Source organism: Tenacibaculum pelagium (assembly GCF_014062345.1).
Lineage (GTDB): Bacteria > Bacteroidota > Bacteroidia > Flavobacteriales > Flavobacteriaceae > Polaribacter > Polaribacter pelagius.
Map to the genome: position 1 here is coordinate 1 of NZ_JACGLS010000009.1, position 19,003 is coordinate 19,003.

The following is a 19,003-nucleotide window of genomic DNA, read 5'->3' on the forward strand; positions in this document are numbered from 1 at the left end:
CTTTTTACATGAGTGTAAATCATTGTGGTTTCAGGTTTTGCATGACCTAGTAAAGATTGTATATATCTTATGTCAACACCGTTTTCTAATAAATGAGTAGCATAACTATGTCTTAGTGTATGTGGTGTAACGGTTTTGTTAATATGAGCTTTTTTGCAGCTTCTTCTTAAAAATTGTCTAATACTTTCAGTGCTATATTTTCCTCCTTTTTGCCCTTCAACGAAATAAATAGAAGGTTTAAAAGTATTATAGTAATTAGACAGAAGTGGTAAAAAACTCTCAGCTAAACTTACATACCGATCTTTTCTTCCTTTTCCATTTTTTATAATTAGCTGTTTTCTTTCAATATGGAAGTCGACTAATTTCAAATTTACTAATTCACTTACCCTTAATCCGCAAGAATAAATTAAAGATATAATAGCGCGGTGTTTTAAATTTTGAGTGCATCGAATAATATTTAAAACTTCTTCTTGTGATAAAACATTTGGAAGTTTGCGTGACTTTTTAGGTCTTTCTAATTTTAGATTATTAATTTTTGTATATGGGTAAAAGTTTATGAAAATTTTTAAAGCACTTATAAATTGTCTTTGCGAACTAATAGAATAATTTCGTTCAATAAAAACCTTTTCAATAAGAATTTCAACATCTCTGTTTGTGAGATTTTCTAAAGATACTTTTGTATAGAAATTTACGAAATCTGCAATAAAAAAAGTATAAGTCTGTATTGTACTTCGACTATATCTTTTTCCTTTTAAATAGAGATAAAAATTGTTTAGCAGTTTCCTTTGCTCATCTGTTAAATTCCTCTTAAAAGCATTTTTTCTTGATAATTTACTTTGGTCAATAGTTGCTTTATTTTTAAAAGTGTTAAGAATTAAATTTAAATTATCTAGTGTGTCTTTTATATACCAAGATTTTAATGAAGAACTCCAATTTACATTTGGAATTTTTCTTATTAGATTGATTAAATTTTCATTGTATTTAAACTTAACCAATAATTGATGAACTTTTCTATGATTTTTTTGTTCTAGTAAAATTAGAGGCAATTCTTTCATCTTCTATATAACTTAATTTTATATAAATATAATTATTTTTAATTATAACTATTTGTATTTTAGTTAGTTATTGGTGCTTTGAAAATGCGTTGTTTTTACTTGGTGTTTTTATATTTAAAATATAAAGAGATGTATTTTCATTGCAGGTTGAAATGAAAATACATTAAAAATACTTATTGCGTAATGTAGAAAATGGTTAAATTTACATCAGAATATATGTTTAATTTACCGTAAACGGTTTCGTAAACAGTTTTATAAAAAAAATAAGTGTAAAGAGCGTGAAAAGAGGTATTCCTTCGAACTCATAACCCGAAGGTCACTGGTTCGAGTCCAGTTCCCGCTACTAAGCTTAAAGCTTTTAAAACTAACGGATTGTTTACTACAATCCGTTTTTTTATACCCTTAAGTTTTTTACTTTTACAAACCATAAACGCTACCGTAAACGTTTTTTGATATGAAACTCAATTTTTCTGAACCTAAAATTTACACTGGAGGAGTGTTAATTTCTGAGTGGTCAAAGCTCACTAAAACAGAAAAAGAAGTAGCTTTAAGTAAAGATTGGTTGTACCTAAAAAGGGATTACGTGTTTTTTCTTTAAAATTATCTTTAAATGAAATAAGGAAATCTTTTATCATATGGTTTTTCTAATTATGCCTAACGTGTTTGCAACGACCTTTGGTTAAGCCTAAAATAGCAATTATTTTTATACGGTGTTACTTACAGTATATATTCAGTTATAATTAATTCGGAATTATATATTGGATAGGTCCTTGGTCATAAATTTCAACTTCAATATTTGTTTGATTATCCAAACTATAGACTTTATTTAAAATTTCCTTTATTTCAAATTCCAAATTTTTCAGATTAGTTCCATTGTTTTTCAAATATGTAGGGATTTTCTGATATTCATAATATTTATAACTACTTGAGAAATCAAGTTCTTGAAATTTTTCTTGCATTTTAGGTTCACCTCCAAAGTTTAATGAAATAGTTATTCCAAATTCATTATTACTAGGCTTAGTGATTTCAAACATTGAAGGGTGTGTCAATTGAAAGAGTACAATATTATTAGATATAATATTAGTTAAGAAAGACTTGTTCTCTTTTCTTAAATTATTTATAATTAAATCTAACATTTCATTTATTCCGTTATCAATTTGAACATTTAATGTTTTAGGTTCCAAAATGGGTAGTTCTTGTACTTCCCCCTTTTTTTTCGTTCTCGATATTCCGATTATAACAATGATAATTATTATAAGTAATATTGTTAATTTCATAGGGGTCTTTTTCATATTGTAAGTAACGGTCTTGTGTATGGTTTAGTTGCGTGTTTCAGCAACTAATTTAGTAAACAAAAACGAACGCGAGAAAATTCCGAAGGAATTTTCCAAATAAGCAACGACCAAAGCAATTAATTATACACGGTGTTGCCCACAGTTTTTTTATTCATCCGCTATTTTTTTCAATTCCGCTATTCTATTTTTATACATCTCGAATATTATTTCAGGATTCCATTCGTCATCTTCTGTTTTTCCATGACCTAATGATATCAGAGAAACAAGTTTTCCTTTTTCCGCATAAAATTGACAAGTCCAAAGTTGAAGAACAAAATGATTAATCGGTATATATTTAATCGATTCCTCTGCGTAAATTAATTCTCCATTTTGCTCAAAATAAACTTCCTCGTAAAGAGCAGTTTCTTCGTGTGAGTCAATTTGGATTATTCTTTTTCCACTATCAGTTTTGCAAATTCTCCAAAATTCTTTTTTCCCATTAAAATCAGTTACCGCATTTATGTTTTGAAAGCATTTTGATAATTCAGCCAGATATTGAGTATTAATTTCCTCTCTTAATATTTCTTCTTTCTCTAATTCGTTCAGTTCAACTTTTTGAGTATTTAGTTCAGTAGTTCTTTTTTCAGATTCCGCTGCATTTATTTCAGTCGAGTTGCTTTTTTTCGAATCGCAAGTAGTTAATGAAATTAAGATTATAAATGTCAGCAGGATGTTTTTCATAATTGTGGGCAACGTGTTCGTATATTGTTTCGTTGCGATTGGTACTAAGTTAGGAAAAAGGAGAGAAACCATTGTTCAGCAGCGAGGAAATTCCGAGTAGGAATTTCAAAGCAATGAACTATACACGTTGTTGGGCTTAGTTAATCAAGTCATCCAGTAGTTTATTTAGATAATCTTTTCCAAAATATTCTCCTCGTCTAACTAATCCATTAATAGTTAAGGTGTTTTTAATGTTTTCTAAGGGGTTTTTATCAAGAATTAAAATATTTGCAATTTTGCCTACTTCCAAAGTTCCCAATTCATCCTCACGTTCTACATAAATCGCAGGATTCAAAGTCGCTGTTTGTAATGCTTCCAACTCCGTAAAACCAGCTTTCACAAAAAGTGTAAGTTCATCGTGTAATGTAAACCCTGGATATATATTTGGGTTACCTATATCTGTTCCTGCCAAAAATTTGGTGCCATTATCTAACATTGGTTTTAAGTACGACATTCTAAGTTCAAAAACAGCTTTTTCGGTTTTGGCCCAATTTTCATTGACTGCTAAATAGGAAGGTGTTCCTTCTTCTGTTACATCACCAAACCAATAATTTTGTTCTTCCTTTGGTATGTATTTTAACCTTGGGTCATTTCTAAAAATAGAATCAATTTCTTCGGTAATTATAAAAGCCTTCAGATTGGCTAGTGTTGGACAAAACCAAGTCTTGTTCGATTTTGTTATAGCAAGCACATTATCTTTTAGTTTATCATCATATGCCTTTAAAAAAGCAGTCATATTTTGATTATAATCTAAATTTTTATTGTTGAATGATTTTGGGTCTGCAAGGGCATGCTCTAATCCTATGGTATGCTCTATGCTCTTTTGACCAGCCAAAATAGCTTCTTCAGTTGTGACTTCTATAGGTACATGCCCTGCAAATGGGAAGTCTAATTTATTGCACTCATCTGCAATCGCGCGATAAGTTTCATTGCTTAGAAAATTATAAACCTTAACAAAATCGTAACCTTTTGCATGATATTCTCTTACTAATTGACGACCCTCTTCAGCATTTAAGGCAACTCTAGTGCCTGGCCATGTTTCACCTGGACCTTCAGTAATTGGACTCGAAAACAAAAACTCAAAACCTTTGTAAAATCCATCTTTTCTATGTTTTAAAACATCTTCTATATTTTTTCCGCCGTGCATACTTCGTAGTCCAGTAACACCCATTGCTGTGTTAAGATTGGCCACCCAATCATTAAACACAAGGTGCGCATGCATATCCCAAAGACTTGGAATTACATATTTGTTAGTAGCATCAATAAGCGTATCTGTTGTGGTTAAGTTTTTATTGTGAGGTGTGATTTTATGAATTCTATCTTTATCAATCCAAATGTCACTGCCTTTAGTAATTTCTCCCGTTTTAATATCGATGATATTGCAATTAGAAAGAATAGTATGATCAACAACAATTTCATTTTGACATGAAATCAAAAGAAAGTATGTTACTATTATGAAAATTTTTTTAAGTTTCACTGTTTTTTAATTAAGCCCAACGGTCTCAGCTAAGAAATCGTTGTGTTGGTTTTAACGTTTAGTTTATAAATATACTTAAACATTTGGTCATCAGCGGTAATTTCCCAAAGGGAAATTCCGTGAGCAATGTTTTTTAGCTATTGTTGTATGCGGTGTTTTATTTCTCCCATTTTTCTATTATTCTATCAAGGTATTTTTTGTCAGTTCCTATTATTCCCATTTCAATTCCGCCATTATAATTAAGTCTCCATTTTTCATTAACTAATTTATTGTTTTTGAAAGTGTCTAATGTCACAAACCAAGAATCAGATTTGAAATCATATTGAGATATTAGTAGTTCATATTCGGATTCAGAAATGTAATTAGTATAAGAATCAATTTCTTGAATTATTTCATTTTTTCCAATCCAAAAACTTTTTCGATAGACAACTTCTTTATATTTATGGAAAGCAAGAGTGTCGGCATTTTTCCATACTTGATTAGATACTTTTAGTTTTTTGTTTATACTTTCGGTTTTTTCTATAAACCAGTTCTTGTCAAGAGTTGGTAAACCTAATTCTATTCTTAATTTATTTTTATTCAATCCATATGTTTTTGGCAAGTAAAATATGGATGAGACATAGATGAATATAATTCTAAATATTATGAATACTATTTTCTTTATTCCTTTCATATTTAGATTTTTTGAGGCATTGCATACAACGGTTTGGGGTATGGTTTGTTGTGGCGTTTTATTAGTAATTTAGTAAATAAAACACAAACTTTGGGTTATCAATTAATTTCTAAAATTAGTACTTAAATAACAATAAATTATACCCTCTTGTTAGCAATAGTAATTATTTGACGGATGACATTACATTCCATAATTTTCTTTTATAGTCTATCTGATCATAAAATTTTAAGGTACACTCACCTTTTATTTTATTTTTGGCAAAAACAGTCATTGAGATATTTTTTTTTGGTTTCTCTATGTTTAAAAAAGGGTTATATATGTAGCCTACATTCATTTTTTCGGATTCCATAAAATCAGTTTTTTCAATATGTTTTGTTATATCGTTATTGTGAATTAAATCAGTAATATACTTTGTAGTATCTTTTTTGACGATAAGGTAGCTCTGTCTAATTCTATTTATGAAAAAAGAAGAATCCTTTTCTCTGATTTCCCAACCATAAGATATTTTATTCAACTTATCAAGTATGTATTCTGGATTTAATTGATTTTGAAAATCAATTAAATCTTCATAAAACAATATTCTTTCTTCTGTTTTTTTGAATTTTTTATAATCCAAAATCTCAATATTTTTAGGATTCATTTTGTCATACAAAATTTCAATTTCTTGACCTTTAACTCTTTTTCTATATTCTGAAAAATCTATAGGTAATGTTTCAGAATATTCATTGTTATTATAATCTTGATATTTCAAAGTTATAAAGTATGAAAATGTTCTTGTCTTGACGTTTTTATTTCGTTCAACTCTTTGAACAATAGCTGTAGATTTAATCCCATTACTATTTAACTCTTTAGATTTTATTTTTGAAGATATAATATATACTATTGGTAATAAAACTATTAATGCGATTCCAACTATTAGTAAATAACCTTTTAATTTATCTTCATTCATTCTTTGTTACTTTTTTCGTTTTTTATTATTGCTAACGGTCTCGTATAACTGTCAGTTACGGATTAAATATACTTTAAATTTGGATTAAACACTAGTTTTAGCAATTTCGAGTGGATTCAGACGTAGTCGAATCCGCCGTAATTGCGGTTATACATTGTTGAAAAACGTTTTTTTTAGTCCGTCGTAATTACAGTGAATATAAAATTTCCTTCCAGATTTAGTCTTTATTATAGCAAATTGAGGAAGATTAGTCCACTGAAATTTATCGATTTCAGATATTTCAATCCACTCTATTTTCTCCTTTCTAAACAGGTTTTTAATGATTAGTTTATCTTTATTCTCTTTTACCCAAAAAGAAAATATAAGATTTCCAAAGAAAAGTCCGAGTGCAAAAATTCCAATTATTAGAAATGGTAAAGAATTCAAGTAGTTACTTTCGGTTAGGTTCCCGAAAATTCTGATTAGTCCATTATTGGTATACGCAATAATAGATCCAATACTAAAAATGATTGACCATACGGTCAAAAAGAAATAAGTGAAAATTCCAGTTTTAATATTCATATTATTTCAGTATAGAGTTCCGGTTAGTCAAAATGTTTTACAACGTATTTGTGTATGATTTTTTGCGGGAAAAGGACGCGAGTCGTTTTCCGTTGTTGCGGAAAGATAATTAATAAGATTGAATTTCTGGTGAGGAAATTCAGCCGCAATGAATTATACACAAATACGTTGTAAATAGTTGTTTTTAATTCATCTTTAGCAAAATATTACTTTTCTTTAACTTTCCAAGAATGTATTATGTATGAATTGTCCCAACCTTTAGAAAAATGTAAAGTTAAAATCAAATCATTTTCATAGTTTTTAGACTCTAATTTTCTCATGAAATCATAAAACCCAGATATAAACTTTATTTCTCCTTTGAAAGAAAAGTAAAATCCTCTAGTCATTCTACTTAATGATGTTCCTTTGAGTTCACAGTTTGCAATTTGAATAGGAGCTTTATTATTTGATTTAATATTTAAATAATTAAAACTCCAAAAAGATAAAAATCCCAAAGCTATTCCCCAAAATAAACTACTTTCAATTAGCTTTATTCCTTTTTTCTTTTTTAGATAAAAAAAGAGAAGAGAAAAAACAGTAAAAACAAACATTCCGATGAACAAATGATTATTACTATTTATAATTTTTTCTTCACTTAAATTATGCCCAAATCCAATAATTACTAAAATTAGAAGACTTAAGAAATATCGATTTTTTAAGTAATATAATCTTAGTTTATTTGTTGCGTCTTTTTCTTTGTTAGATTTTTTTTTCACCCTGATTATTTCATGATTTCTTAGATGTGGCTATAATTATTTACAACGTGTTTGTATAAGATTAGTTACGGTTTTGTATGCGAGGATTTTCCGAAGGAAAATCAGACGTGACAAAAGAGCAACGACCTTTGTTTAAGCCCAAAATTGAGTAATTATTTTTATACGTTGTTAGCTATAGTTTTATTTCCATTTTTTCTGAAGCTAATCCTTTTGGGTTTGATTTTAAGTAAATGTATAGCTGTTCAATTGTTCCGTTGGTTTCATACATTAATATCTGAGATTTTTCATTCAAGTCTCCCAATGTTAGATTATCTATTAAAGATTTAGTTTTAGCGTCAGTTATATTCTTTCCTATTCCGTAATTAAATATAATTTCAGGTATTTGCATTTTAGCATTTTCTCCATATTCTTCACCTTCTTTATTTACTGAAGAAATTTTGATGTTATCTATTGATTTTGGTAAGTAAAAATATGCTTTATTATTTTCTATTTTTATAAGCTTTAGTTTCTTTTCATTTCCTAAATCAAAAATCTCATTTTCATTGCTTGAATTAAACTCTTTGTAACTAATTGTTTGGTATTCTGTTAAGGTTAGTTTAATGTTTCCAGAGATATTTTCGTATTCTTTTTTTAAAGGAAAACTACATTGAATACCACCAGTTTGAAAATTTAATTCTCTAGACTGATTGATTTGAATTTTTCTTTCTTCTGTTTCTATAATTGATGTTTTATTTTTATCTGTAAGTTCAACATTTGATATAGCTACAAGCATATTTGCTAATTGAGCATTACTATTATAAACATCTTTTATTTCTCTATTTGTGTTTATTTGAGAAGAAAAATTAAGATTCCATTTTTCTCTGTAATCTTTTTCTATGTTAAAACTTCCATTCTCAATAATTGAGTTTAGTATTTCTTTAGCGGTTTCTTTTTTTATTTTTTTTATGAGCCAAGGTTTTTCAAATAGTCCAACTGTTCTCTGGTCTATTTTTTTAGTTGCATAATTTTTATTAGTTTCTTTAAGACCTTTAATTATGTAAGGCAAAAATTGTTTGTATTGCTTTAGTTCCTTCTCGCTTTTTTGTCCAAATATTAAATTTGAAAATGTTAATAATGTAATTAGAAGTATTATCTGTTTTCTCATTTTTTTAAATTATAGCTAACGTTTCTTGTATGTTGCGTTTGCCTACTGAAGGTGGCATATGCAATATACAAATTGTTCTACGCAGTTTTTTATTCAATTTGTAATTCAGGTTCATTTATTATTTCAACTCCATAAATTCCATTTTTATTTTCAGGATGTAATTCTCTCATAACCTCAAAATAATCTGCCATAAATCTATTTAAATCGACTAAACCATTAGTGAAATAATTCACTTTAATTCCTTTGTGTGAAACTTGAAGTGTTCCGTGTTCTTTTTCTTCAGATTTCCGTCGCTTAATATTTCGCTTAAAGAATTTCTCAATATTCCATATCGAGTCAGTTTTTGATATTTTCTTTTCGTAAACCAATTTCCATTCTGGATTTTCGTTAAAAGTTTCTTCTTTAAATTCAGTTCGTATTTTAATTGAATCAGATTTTTTAGTTATTTCAATTCGTTCAACTCCTTGATAAGTACAAACAGAATGATCAAACCAAATTTTAATTGAGTCTGATTCAGTCATTTTTTTCTTAAAATCGGTGATATCAGTTTTGAGATTAAATTCAGATTTTCCTAATTCCGTTTTCTTTTCAATTTCTCTTTTACAAGAAGCCAAAATCAAAGTGAAAATTATGAATACTGTCTTACTTTTCATTTGGATTGGTTTTAAAAATTCCAAAAACCCATTTTAGGTTTATAAAAATTAAAATAAGCAAAATTATTCCAATAATTATAAATGCATTTGTCGGAAGATTTTTAAAAGTCGGACGCTTTATTTTTTCGATTAACGCAATTGAATAAGCAAATATTAAAATACCTGTCAGAATTACAAGAATTGATTTTCCAGTAAAACTTAATTATATTCAAAATTTGAGGTTTGTTCATTCAGTTACTTGGTTTGGTCAAATTGCGTAGAATTGTCTCGTATAACCGTCAGTTACGGGTTTATATGCGTTAATTTTCGGTTAAGAACTGGCGTTAGCAATTCCGAGTGGATTCGGACGTAGTCGAATCCGCCGTAATTGCGGTTATATATTGTTGTACTGCGTTATTTTTTGTCAAATTCATTTATCAGATTATGTAATTTATCTTTTTCAGGAACTCTTTCAGTCCATTTTCTGGCTGAAATTCCGTGATTGTTTATTTTATCTAATTCCGCTCCACGATTTAAGAGTTCTTTGATAATTTCAAATCTCAATTGGTTGACTTCTTTTTGTTCTTCTCGCCAAGTCAGTCCGTATTCACGAATTGCAGTAAATATGGGACTATTTCCGTGTTTATCCTCAACAATATTTACATCTGGATTCCCTTTTCTTAATAACTGTAAGGATGTTTTCGAAAGATTATGATAAGCAAGAGCGATATGTAAAGCATTAAACCCATTATCGTTTTTCCAATTCACGTCAGCTTTTTGGTTAATTAAATAATCAATCAATTCTATTTGTTCATTCGAATCTTGAAATTCAGACGAGCAGTTCACTGCATTTATTAGAATTGAGTTCGAGTTAGATGAATCCAAGTATTCGTTTATTTCAATATTTTCTTTTTCAATTAATTCAATCACCTTTTGTTTGTTCGGTTCATAAAGTGCTCGAAAAAGCTCAATTCCGAAATCCTTTTCAGATTTATTTGAGGAAAACAAACTCTTGAATAAACTCATAGATTTTTAATTGGTTTTAATGCAGTACAACGTGTTCGTGTATGGCTAGTTATGTTGTCTAGGTCTAAGATAGTAAAAGGTAACGAATCATTAGGGAAATCCGCAGGATTTTCCGAGTGCAAGCTGTACCAATAATTAGCTATACACGTTGTTGTAGGCAGTTTTTTTATTTATAAGACACATAAATTGGCATCTCACTATTTACAGTTATTCCAGCACTTTTAGCAGGAATCCATTCAGTCTTTTTGATAAATTCTGTCATTCTTTTATCGAATAATTCACGATATTTTTCATTTTCTGAATTTTGAAATGTTGTTTCAACCACAATATCATCTATTGAACCATCTTTGTGTAAAATAAAATCAGCAGTAGTATACGAATAGGACTTTTCATTTTTAAATTTATATCCTTTTGGGTATTTAAAATTTTTAAAATAATCTATTTCGTAATTATCAAAATGTTCTTTGTAGTTTAATGCACTTGGATATCTAGCAATAGTATCACAATCCTCAAACTTATAGATTTTGTTAGGATGTTTAGAGACATATGTTTTCTCTGCTTGTAATCGAAGAGAATCTATAAAGTCCTTTCCATATTTTTTGTTGATAGCAGATTGCATTTCTTTTTCATAGCAGTAATATTCAAAACCTGGTACAGGTGCGAAACAAGTTGTCAGAGTTGAGTCAATTCCAATATTATGTTCTGAAAGTAATTCCGTCATTTCAGTGTTACTACGATACATTTTAAACATTCCCATATAATAGAAGTAAGTCATTTTTCCTTTTTCTATGTCATTTCTTGCACGTTTTCTTTGGTTTATGCAAGTTGTATCAATAACTACGACTTCTACGTTTTTGTCTTTTTTCCACAATTCATACCAAGTCTCTTGATTGTATACAATTCTATTTCCATTTTCAGCAATTTGATTATCAGTTCTATTCTCTTTTTTACAAGAGTTAAATATGAAAAAACTAAATATTAATATCTGGTAAATTTTCATTGGTTTTTACGATTTTCAAATTGCCTACAACGTGTTTGTATAAGATTAGTTGCGGTTTTGTGTGCGAGGATTTTCCGCAGGAAAATCAGATGTAACAAAAGAGCAACTACCTTTGTTTAAGCCTAAAATAAGCAATTAATTTTATATGGTGTTGGGCAATCGTTTTATAATTTCCGGTTTAATTTTTTGAAGCAAAAATCAGATTCAAATATTGGACAAATTGATTTAATTAATTCTTTCGCTTCTTTTTTATTCATTATTGGGATGTAAACTTGATTCAATTCGCTAATATGGTTTGAGAAATTCAGATTTATAATTAGTTTAGTTTTGTTCCATTCAAATTTTTCATTTGATTCAATACTCTCAAAGCTATTGTTTTCCATCTCCACGTAAAATTTTTCTAAGAGTTTTTTAGATTCAAGAATTTCAAGAATTTTTCTGTTTCTTAATTCATTCGTTTTAATATCTCCACATTGTTCTTCTGTTAAGTCTTCAACGTCCCATTCAGTTGTGAAAATACCAATTGAGAATTCAACGTTTGGAATTATTAAATTCGTACATAAAACTTTGGACGATTTTTTTATTTCAGCAAGAGTTTTTTCATAAGTAATTTCATTTTGTGCAAATTAATATGAAACTATAAAAAATAATAAAATGCTTATTTTTTTTCTCATTTTTGGTAATGTTGCCCAACGGTCTCGTATAACCGTCAGTTACGGGTTAATATGCGTTAATTTTCGGTTTAGCACTGACGCTCGCAATTTCGAGTGGATTCGGACGTAGTCGAATCCGCCGTAATTGCGGTTATACATTGTTGTAAAACGTTATTTTCTTTTTAATTTTTCAATTCCTTTTTCCAAATCATCAAAAAAGAACTTGTTGTCAACTATATCTTTTTCTGTTTCCATTCCAAACATAAGAGTTGATATTGCTTTTCTATTTTTGTCTCCAACAATCATAACGGAAGATTTTGGGTCAGATATGTCAAGTAATAATTCCATATCATCTCCCCATTCATAATCCACTTCGCTAATGTCAATTACTATTTTAAATGGTCTCCACACAGCTTTTCCAAGTTCATAATTCCCTGTCATATATCCCAATTCAGATTTTCCCATAGAACCAGGTCTATATTTTCCGCTAAATTTTATATGAAGAATGTCAATTAGATGAGTATCTCTTAAATTTTGAGTGAAAAAGTCACAAGTCATTCCGTTGCAAGTTTCTCCTAAATCTACTTTTTTAAAATTCATTATTGTTTTTAGCATTCTGATTGGTTAATGTTTTACAACGTTGTTGTATATGGTTTGTTGCGTGTTTTAAGCACCTAATTTAGCAAATACAAACCAAATAGAAAATCCGCGAGGATTTTCGTAAGTAGGCTAGAACTAGCAATAAATTATATACGGTGTTGCCACACGTTATTATTTTCTATTTTCAATGCATTCTCATTAAACACACTTTTAATCGATTAATAAGTTTTTCCGATTTTAAACACTCTAATGGTGTCAAATTATCCAAAGCAGGAATATTTTTATTTAACCAACTTAAACTTGTTTCTCCAATAATGTAATCAATGGCTTTCGCTAAATCAATTCTGTTATCTAATTTAGAGAGAAGTGTTTTTTGAAATTCAGAATTTTTCCAATTGTAGTCAAAAACCTCTATAAAAATCTCCCAACTTTTTTGTCCCTTATAATACTGTTCAAGTTCAATCAATTATATTCGGTTTTGCAAGTTTTTAGTATTTCATTTATCTGGTCAAATGTCTTTATTTTACTTTTTGTTATTGCATCAATAGATTGGTTAATTGAAATATATGCTAAATTTTCATTTAAAGAACTATGAGTTTTACCCATTACATATTCAATTAGATTTGAAGTCGAGTATAAAATTAGTTCAACTTCTATTGGAATTTCAAAATCATCATCTTCTCTAGCTACAACTGGTTCTCTAATTTCATCGTGAAGTGATTTAATTTTAAGTGCATTTATTTTGTCAGTCAGAAAGTTATTCTGTACGTTTATTTTTTTTAAGAGCTTAATTGATTTTTTAATCAGATTTTTATTTATTATATGATACATTCCAACAACAGAGTCCGTGTATTCAATTCGATTTTCAGAGTTGTAATTTTCCCAAATTGGCAATCCGATTTCAATCAATTCGATAGCTAATTCGATTTGAGTTTTCTTTTCTAAACTATTTACTAATTCGGTTAACGGCATTTTTTTTAATGTGTGGCAACGTTTAGTATATGGGAAGTAGGGCAGTAGAGAGCACTGAACCCTCAAGTTTGTAATGAGCCAAAGCGTTGTATTTTGTTTTTATCTTATTCATTTTAAAAGCCAAATCAACGATTTGGCGGTGTTTGTAAATAGCACTACTTACGTAAACCACTAAACGCCCTATTTGCTATATACAGTGTTGTAAACCGTTTTTATGTATTTAAAATTCTTTCGGTATTTCCATTTTCATCATATTTTAAATACCAAGTTTCTTCATCAGAATTTGTTACAAAAATATTATCACCTGTTTCTTTATTTTTTAAACATTGTTTAATTAAGTAATGTGGTCTATTTGCAGTTCCTCTGGCTGAAACAAAAACAGTTTTTGGATTGAAATGTGAAAGCATTATTTCTGAAGTATTATTTTTACTACCGTGATGTGGCAAGTCTAACCAATCAAGGTTTTTGATATCTTCATCAAGTATATTTTGGTCTTCAAAAGTTTCAATACCAGCATCTCCAGTAAATAGATATTTACAATCATTTGCTTTTAATAAAGTTACTATACTAACCATATTTGTTGCAGTAACGCTATTTTTGAGACTACTTTTTTCTAATCTTGAACAAGGTGTTGATAAATCAATGCCTTTTCTGATTTCTTGCAGATCTGTAAACTCTTCAAAACTCTCCAATATCATTTTATTTTCAGAAATGTTATTCCTTATATCTTTCAGAAATGTTTCTCCTTTAAGTTCATGTAAAAATGAATTGTAATATTTTGCAGTTGGACTAATAACCGTAAACTCTTCAAAACCTTCAAGATAATCTCCTCTAGTCGGTTCTTTTGTTTTAGACTCTAAATCATATTGTATTAATTTTTCAGATACTCTTAATAAATCTCTATACCCTTCAATTATTAAAAAATCTTGATGTTCATTAATTCCTGCTAGTGTTTTAAACCTTTTATATTCTTCCTCAATTTTTTCAATTGAATCTAATTCACTTTTCATTAAGCTAACCTGTTCAGTTAAGGTGTCAGAAATTTTATGAATCCAGATTTCTTGAATTATTTGATGATAATCATCTAGCATCTTTTCAATTCCCCCAATATGATCATTATCATAATGCGTGCAAATAACTAAGTCTATTTTGTTGTCAAAAGAAGGCAATAATTCCTCAAGTCGTTTTTTTAATTTTGGATAATATTTTTTATAACCACCATCTATTAGAATTAATGCTTTTTTATCTTCTTTTTTTAAAGTAAGTATTATTGCATCTCCATCCTCAACATTAATCATATTTATTTCTATTTCCATACTGTTTTTTTAATGGTTTACAACGTGTTTGTATAAGATTAGTTGCGTGTTTTAAGCACTAAAGTTAGCAAATAAATTACAGATAGAAAGTCCGCGAGGACTTTCGTAAGTTGGCTAGAACTAGCAATTAATTTTATACGGTGTTGTAAGCAGTTTTTATTGGTTTAAAAATTCATTCATTTCTTCTGGTTTTGGATATTCGTTTTTTTGTCTGGCTATTAATATTATTTCTCCCAAATGAAATGATAAATGCGTACTTGAATCTTGAATTAGTTTGAGTTTCTCATTTAATTTTAAGTCCGATAAATCAAGATTCAATATTATTCTTTCAATTTGTTCTGTTTGATTTTTGAATTCTTCTATTTTTGTTTTCCATTCGTTCAAATTATTTGGTTTCCATTCAAATATCCAAGATTCAGATTCATTAAAATCAATCTTCGAATCTATATTGTTCAGTTTTTCTATCTGAAATTCTCTCCATATAATCAAATGATTTAGTGTTTGCCATATAGTTTTAGAATGTCCCTCGATTAAAATTCCACTTATTTCAACGGGAATGGTTTCAAAAACTTTGAACGTATCGAATGCGTTTTTAAAAATAAAATTGAAGTTCAGTTTACTCATTCTCAAATTGCTTACGGTCTTGTGTATGATTAGTGGCGTGTTTAAGTACCTAATTTAGCAAATAAATACCGAATAGAAAATCCGCGAGAATTTTCGTAAGTAGGCGAGGATTAGACATTAATTATACACGGTGTTAGCGGTTTGGCTTTATTCATATTCTTATTAGTTCGTAAATTACTCCTTGCTGTCCTTCAAAGTCAAAATTTCCTTTAAATGTCATTCCAATTTTCTCAAGAACTTTAATTGAGCCAATATTTTCTTTCATTGCTCGACCAACTATTTTTTCAATTTTAAGTTTACTAAACCCAAAATCAAGACATTTTTTTGCAGTTTCAGTCGCATACCCTTTATTCCAATAGTTTCTGTAAAATCTAAATCCAATATCATATTCATTTTTGTCTTGACTATATTTAAGTCCGCACCAACCAATAAATTTTAAAGTTGCTTTGTCAATAACAGCAAGTCGTCCAACTCCGTACCTTTCATATTGGTCATAGTTAATCAAAAAGTCAACAGCAGTCTGTATATTTTCAAAAGGCTTATCTCCTGTGAATTTTAATACTTCTTCGTCAAGATTTAAAGTGTAGAAATCAATGGCGTCTTCTTTTGTTAGTTTACGCATTATAGTTCTTTCCGTTTCTATATACTCAATTGCTTTCATTTATTTGATAACGTTCGTTTTTTAGCTGACCGCTAACGGTCTCGTATAAGAATAGTTGCGGGTTTACGTGCGAGGATTTTCCGCAGGAAAATCAGACGTAGTAAACTTGCAATGACCTTTGTTTAAGCCCAAAATTGAGCAATTATTTTTATACATTGTTGTGGTGTCGTATTTTTTATTCATTAAACTCTTTTGGATATTCAACCATTCCATTTACTCCTTTCAGTCCGTTTTCAATCAATTCAATTACCATACAATTCTCTTTCGGAACTTCAAACGGTAATTCGATTCCATATCTATCAGCTTGTTCATAACCAAATCTTGGATAGTAATTTTCGTGTCCAAGTAGAATGATTGATTTATGTCCTAATTCTTTAGCTTTTTTATGAGCTTCGACTATCAATTTTCCGCCAATTCCTTTTCCTTGAAATTCAGGTAACACAGAAACAGGTGCTAAAGCCAATGAGTCAAATTCGTTCGATTCGTTTTTAATCTTAAGTTTTGTCAACAGAATATGTCCAACAATTTTGTTTTCAGTTTCGGCTACGATTGAAAGTTCGGGAACAAAAGCATTTGACTTTCTCAATCGTTCCACTAAAAACTGTTCCTTATGGTCGCTCATTTGTTCATTTTCAAATGCCTTTTCTATTAGGTTAAAGACTGTTTTAAAGTCTTCTGGATTTTCTTTTCTTATCGTTAATTTCATTTACTTTTTCGGTTTCTTCTGCGTTCCTGTTATATGCACCACAACGTGTTTGTATAAGATTAGTTGCGATTTTGTGTGCGAGGATTTTCCGAAGGAAAATCAGACGTAACAAAACAGCAACGACCTTTGGTTAAGCCTAAAATAAGCAATTAATTTTATACGTTGTTGTACCACGTTATTTGTTTTTTCGTTTATATGTTTTCATTAAATTCAATAATTCCTCAGTTTTAATATTATGACTTGATGTAATAGCTTTTTGTTTTCCAAATATAATTTCAGTTAGTTTACTTCTGTTTTTCCATTTATTATTATCGGGATTATAATCAAAGAAGATACTTTTATTTCCTCGAAAGTTAGCTTGTCTAAAATTTTTCACTTCAGACCACTTATACTTTTTTGTCTGAAACAAATTTTTCTCCTCAAATCCTTCTTTGTCAAACTTCAGGTAAGAAACGTTTGTCAGAAGCTGAATAAAAAAACAAATTGCTCCAAGTCCAAAAAATGAAATTCCTAACCAACCCATAAGTCGATTTTTTTCCAATATAGAATAGCCACAAGCGACAAATATTAATAAGATGAATAAGATTATTAAGTCCTTTAGTTTATTCCGTCTAAATATTTGAGTTTGATTTTTCATTAATGTGGTACAACGGTTTGGCTAAGCTGCGTTTTAATGCAGTTTAGGTGTTGTTAGGTAGCGTTACATTTAATTTTAAGTGAGTCAAAATTTCGAATTTATCTTGAACTAGTCCGTCTTTATAATCGCCTATTTTATAATTCGAGGAAACTATACCTTCTGGTAAAATCAAACCCTTCAGTTCATAGTAAGGACTATTAATTTCAATATTTCGTTCGCTATCCACTGAATATATGTTTAGATAATTTGTGGGTTTTGAGTTGAGAGCGATAATAATCTCCTCTAAAGATTTAGTAGGTTTTGCACTTATTGAATTAAAGAAACCATTTTTAAAAAATTTGAAATATCTTCTTTGGATATGATTATAAGAGAAACCGGCATGCCATTCTACAACTATTGAGGCTTGGGAAACGTAAAGCTCATTAAATATCAATAGTTCATTTGGCACTGATATTTCTACGTCCCAATAACTCATGAACATACTCTCAAATTCATTCTGCAACTTCTTTAAATCTATCAAATATTGGGTGTTAAATTCAGCTTTTGATTGCCAGTTTTCATATCTTTCGATACATTCTCGATTTAACATAAGCTGTTCTCGAACCGAATCAAGTACATCAGTAAAATTTTGACCAGCCAATTTTTTTGATTCATCGGTGTGTTCTAAAATATTTATTTCATGTTCTGTCATTTCTTCCTTATGCTACCTAACGGTCTCGTATAACCGTCAGTTACAGGTTTATATGCGTTAATTTTCGGTTTAGCACAGAGGTTAGCAATTCCGAGTGGATTCGGACGTAGTCGAATCCGCCGTAATTGCGGTTATACATTGTTGTGCAACGTTTTTTTCAGTTCTTTTATTCCGATTATTTCAGTCAATTTATTTATTCCGCTTTTTGAAATTATTCTAAATCCAAATTCTAAAAAAATAAATCTCATTACTAGAATAGTCATAACAAGATGGAATATCATTTCTAGTTTGTTTTGGATTATTGCTGTAACTATTCCAGATAGAGCAAATAGGACTATCGCAACAAAAATAATTTTAAAAATTCTACTAGTCCGTACTTTCAACGTTCCCTTTTCACTTTCCAATTTCCCTTTCAGAACACAAACTTCTCCAACTAACTTTTTTGAAAGTTTAACTTCAAATTCATTCGTTTCAATTTTTCCGATGAAAGCTTGATTATTCCAATTCGTAACGAACTGTTCTTTCGATAATGTTTGATTTTCTAATTCCGAAATTGCTAATGAACTATTATTATTTAATTCAATAGAATAGTCGTTTTCAGGAAATAACTTCATTTAATTTCAGGTTTTATCAAATGTTGCACAACGGTCTCGTATAAGAATAGTTGCGGGTTTACGTGCGAGGATTTTCCGTAGGAAAATCAGACGTAGTAAACTTGCAACGACCTTTGTTTAAGCCCAAAATTGAGCAATTATTTTTATACATTGTTGTGGTGTCGTATTTTTTATTCATTAAACTCTTTTGGATATTCAACCAT

At 29.2% G+C, this 19,003-nt stretch carries 22 protein-coding genes; all 22 read right to left on the bottom strand.

The features are described from left to right. Positions 1 to 1,055 (bottom strand): tyrosine-type recombinase/integrase (locus H3Z83_RS12650; RefSeq protein WP_182124353.1); only part of this gene is annotated, 1,055 nt, incomplete at its 3' end. 740 nt (positions 1,056 to 1,795) lie between these two features. Beyond that, positions 1,796 to 2,332, bottom strand: a complete 537-nt coding sequence (locus H3Z83_RS12655; RefSeq protein WP_182125864.1) for a hypothetical protein — start codon at positions 2,330 to 2,332, stop codon at positions 1,796 to 1,798. A gap of 165 nt (positions 2,333 to 2,497) precedes the next feature. Beyond that, complete coding sequence (locus H3Z83_RS12660; RefSeq protein WP_182125865.1) at positions 2,498 to 3,070, bottom strand: hypothetical protein; 573 nt, start codon at positions 3,068 to 3,070, stop codon at positions 2,498 to 2,500. A gap of 136 nt (positions 3,071 to 3,206) precedes the next feature. Further along, complete coding sequence (locus H3Z83_RS12665) at positions 3,207 to 4,586, bottom strand: amidohydrolase family protein (RefSeq protein ID WP_182125866.1); 1,380 nt, start codon at positions 4,584 to 4,586, stop codon at positions 3,207 to 3,209. Positions 4,587 to 4,743: 157 nt separating this feature from the next. Then, positions 4,744 to 5,169, bottom strand: a complete 426-nt coding sequence (locus tag H3Z83_RS12670; protein ID WP_182125867.1) for a hypothetical protein — start codon at positions 5,167 to 5,169, stop codon at positions 4,744 to 4,746. Between the two features lie 253 nt (positions 5,170 to 5,422). After that, on the bottom strand, positions 5,423 to 6,208 hold the full coding sequence (locus H3Z83_RS12675; RefSeq protein ID WP_182125868.1) for a hypothetical protein: 786 nt from the start codon (positions 6,206 to 6,208) through the stop codon (positions 5,423 to 5,425). 147 nt (positions 6,209 to 6,355) lie between these two features. Further along, positions 6,356 to 6,769 (bottom strand): hypothetical protein, encoded by a 414-nt coding sequence (locus H3Z83_RS12680; RefSeq protein WP_182125869.1) that lies wholly within the window; start codon positions 6,767 to 6,769, stop codon positions 6,356 to 6,358. Positions 6,770 to 6,975: 206 nt separating this feature from the next. Then, positions 6,976 to 7,524, bottom strand: a complete 549-nt coding sequence (locus H3Z83_RS12685) for a hypothetical protein (protein WP_182125870.1) — start codon at positions 7,522 to 7,524, stop codon at positions 6,976 to 6,978. A gap of 172 nt (positions 7,525 to 7,696) precedes the next feature. After that, positions 7,697 to 8,668, bottom strand: coding sequence for a hypothetical protein (locus H3Z83_RS12690; protein WP_182125871.1), 972 nt, complete (start codon positions 8,666 to 8,668; stop codon positions 7,697 to 7,699). Between the two features lie 89 nt (positions 8,669 to 8,757). After that, on the bottom strand, positions 8,758 to 9,321 hold the full coding sequence (locus H3Z83_RS12695) for a hypothetical protein (RefSeq protein WP_182125872.1): 564 nt from the start codon (positions 9,319 to 9,321) through the stop codon (positions 8,758 to 8,760). A 393-nt stretch (positions 9,322 to 9,714) separates the two neighbouring features. Continuing rightward, entirely contained in the window at positions 9,715 to 10,326 is a 612-nt protein-coding gene (locus H3Z83_RS12700; RefSeq protein WP_182125873.1) for an ankyrin repeat domain-containing protein, read from the bottom strand. A gap of 166 nt (positions 10,327 to 10,492) precedes the next feature. Beyond that, the gene (locus H3Z83_RS12705; protein ID WP_182125874.1) at positions 10,493 to 11,326 is read right to left on the bottom strand and encodes a hypothetical protein; all 834 of its coding nucleotides are present in this window, start codon (positions 11,324 to 11,326) and stop codon (positions 10,493 to 10,495) included. A gap of 824 nt (positions 11,327 to 12,150) precedes the next feature. Further along, the gene (locus tag H3Z83_RS12710) at positions 12,151 to 12,594 is read right to left on the bottom strand and encodes a hypothetical protein (protein WP_182125875.1); all 444 of its coding nucleotides are present in this window, start codon (positions 12,592 to 12,594) and stop codon (positions 12,151 to 12,153) included. A 169-nt stretch (positions 12,595 to 12,763) separates the two neighbouring features. After that, on the bottom strand, positions 12,764 to 13,045 hold the full coding sequence (locus H3Z83_RS12715; protein WP_182125876.1) for a hypothetical protein: 282 nt from the start codon (positions 13,043 to 13,045) through the stop codon (positions 12,764 to 12,766). After that, the gene (locus tag H3Z83_RS12720; protein WP_182125877.1) at positions 13,042 to 13,551 is read right to left on the bottom strand and encodes a hypothetical protein; all 510 of its coding nucleotides are present in this window, start codon (positions 13,549 to 13,551) and stop codon (positions 13,042 to 13,044) included. Before H3Z83_RS12720 ends, H3Z83_RS12715 begins: the two co-directional genes overlap by 4 nt. A 212-nt stretch (positions 13,552 to 13,763) precedes the next feature. Next, on the bottom strand, positions 13,764 to 14,867 hold the full coding sequence (locus tag H3Z83_RS12725) for a ComEC/Rec2 family competence protein (RefSeq protein ID WP_182125878.1): 1,104 nt from the start codon (positions 14,865 to 14,867) through the stop codon (positions 13,764 to 13,766). 156 nt (positions 14,868 to 15,023) lie between these two features. Continuing rightward, positions 15,024 to 15,491 (bottom strand): hypothetical protein, encoded by a 468-nt coding sequence (locus H3Z83_RS12730; protein WP_182125879.1) that lies wholly within the window; start codon positions 15,489 to 15,491, stop codon positions 15,024 to 15,026. Between the two features lie 151 nt (positions 15,492 to 15,642). Continuing rightward, positions 15,643 to 16,152, bottom strand: coding sequence for a GNAT family N-acetyltransferase (locus H3Z83_RS12735; RefSeq protein WP_182125880.1), 510 nt, complete (start codon positions 16,150 to 16,152; stop codon positions 15,643 to 15,645). A gap of 175 nt (positions 16,153 to 16,327) precedes the next feature. Next, positions 16,328 to 16,858, bottom strand: coding sequence for a GNAT family N-acetyltransferase (locus H3Z83_RS12740; protein WP_182125881.1), 531 nt, complete (start codon positions 16,856 to 16,858; stop codon positions 16,328 to 16,330). A gap of 175 nt (positions 16,859 to 17,033) precedes the next feature. Next, positions 17,034 to 17,495, bottom strand: a complete 462-nt coding sequence (locus H3Z83_RS12745) for an STM3941 family protein (RefSeq protein WP_182125882.1) — start codon at positions 17,493 to 17,495, stop codon at positions 17,034 to 17,036. Positions 17,496 to 17,538: 43 nt separating this feature from the next. Then, positions 17,539 to 18,186 (bottom strand): hypothetical protein, encoded by a 648-nt coding sequence (locus tag H3Z83_RS12750; protein WP_182125883.1) that lies wholly within the window; start codon positions 18,184 to 18,186, stop codon positions 17,539 to 17,541. Positions 18,187 to 18,317: 131 nt separating this feature from the next. After that, positions 18,318 to 18,800 (bottom strand): hypothetical protein, encoded by a 483-nt coding sequence (locus H3Z83_RS12755; protein ID WP_182125884.1) that lies wholly within the window; start codon positions 18,798 to 18,800, stop codon positions 18,318 to 18,320. Positions 18,801 to 19,003 lie beyond the last annotated feature (203 nt).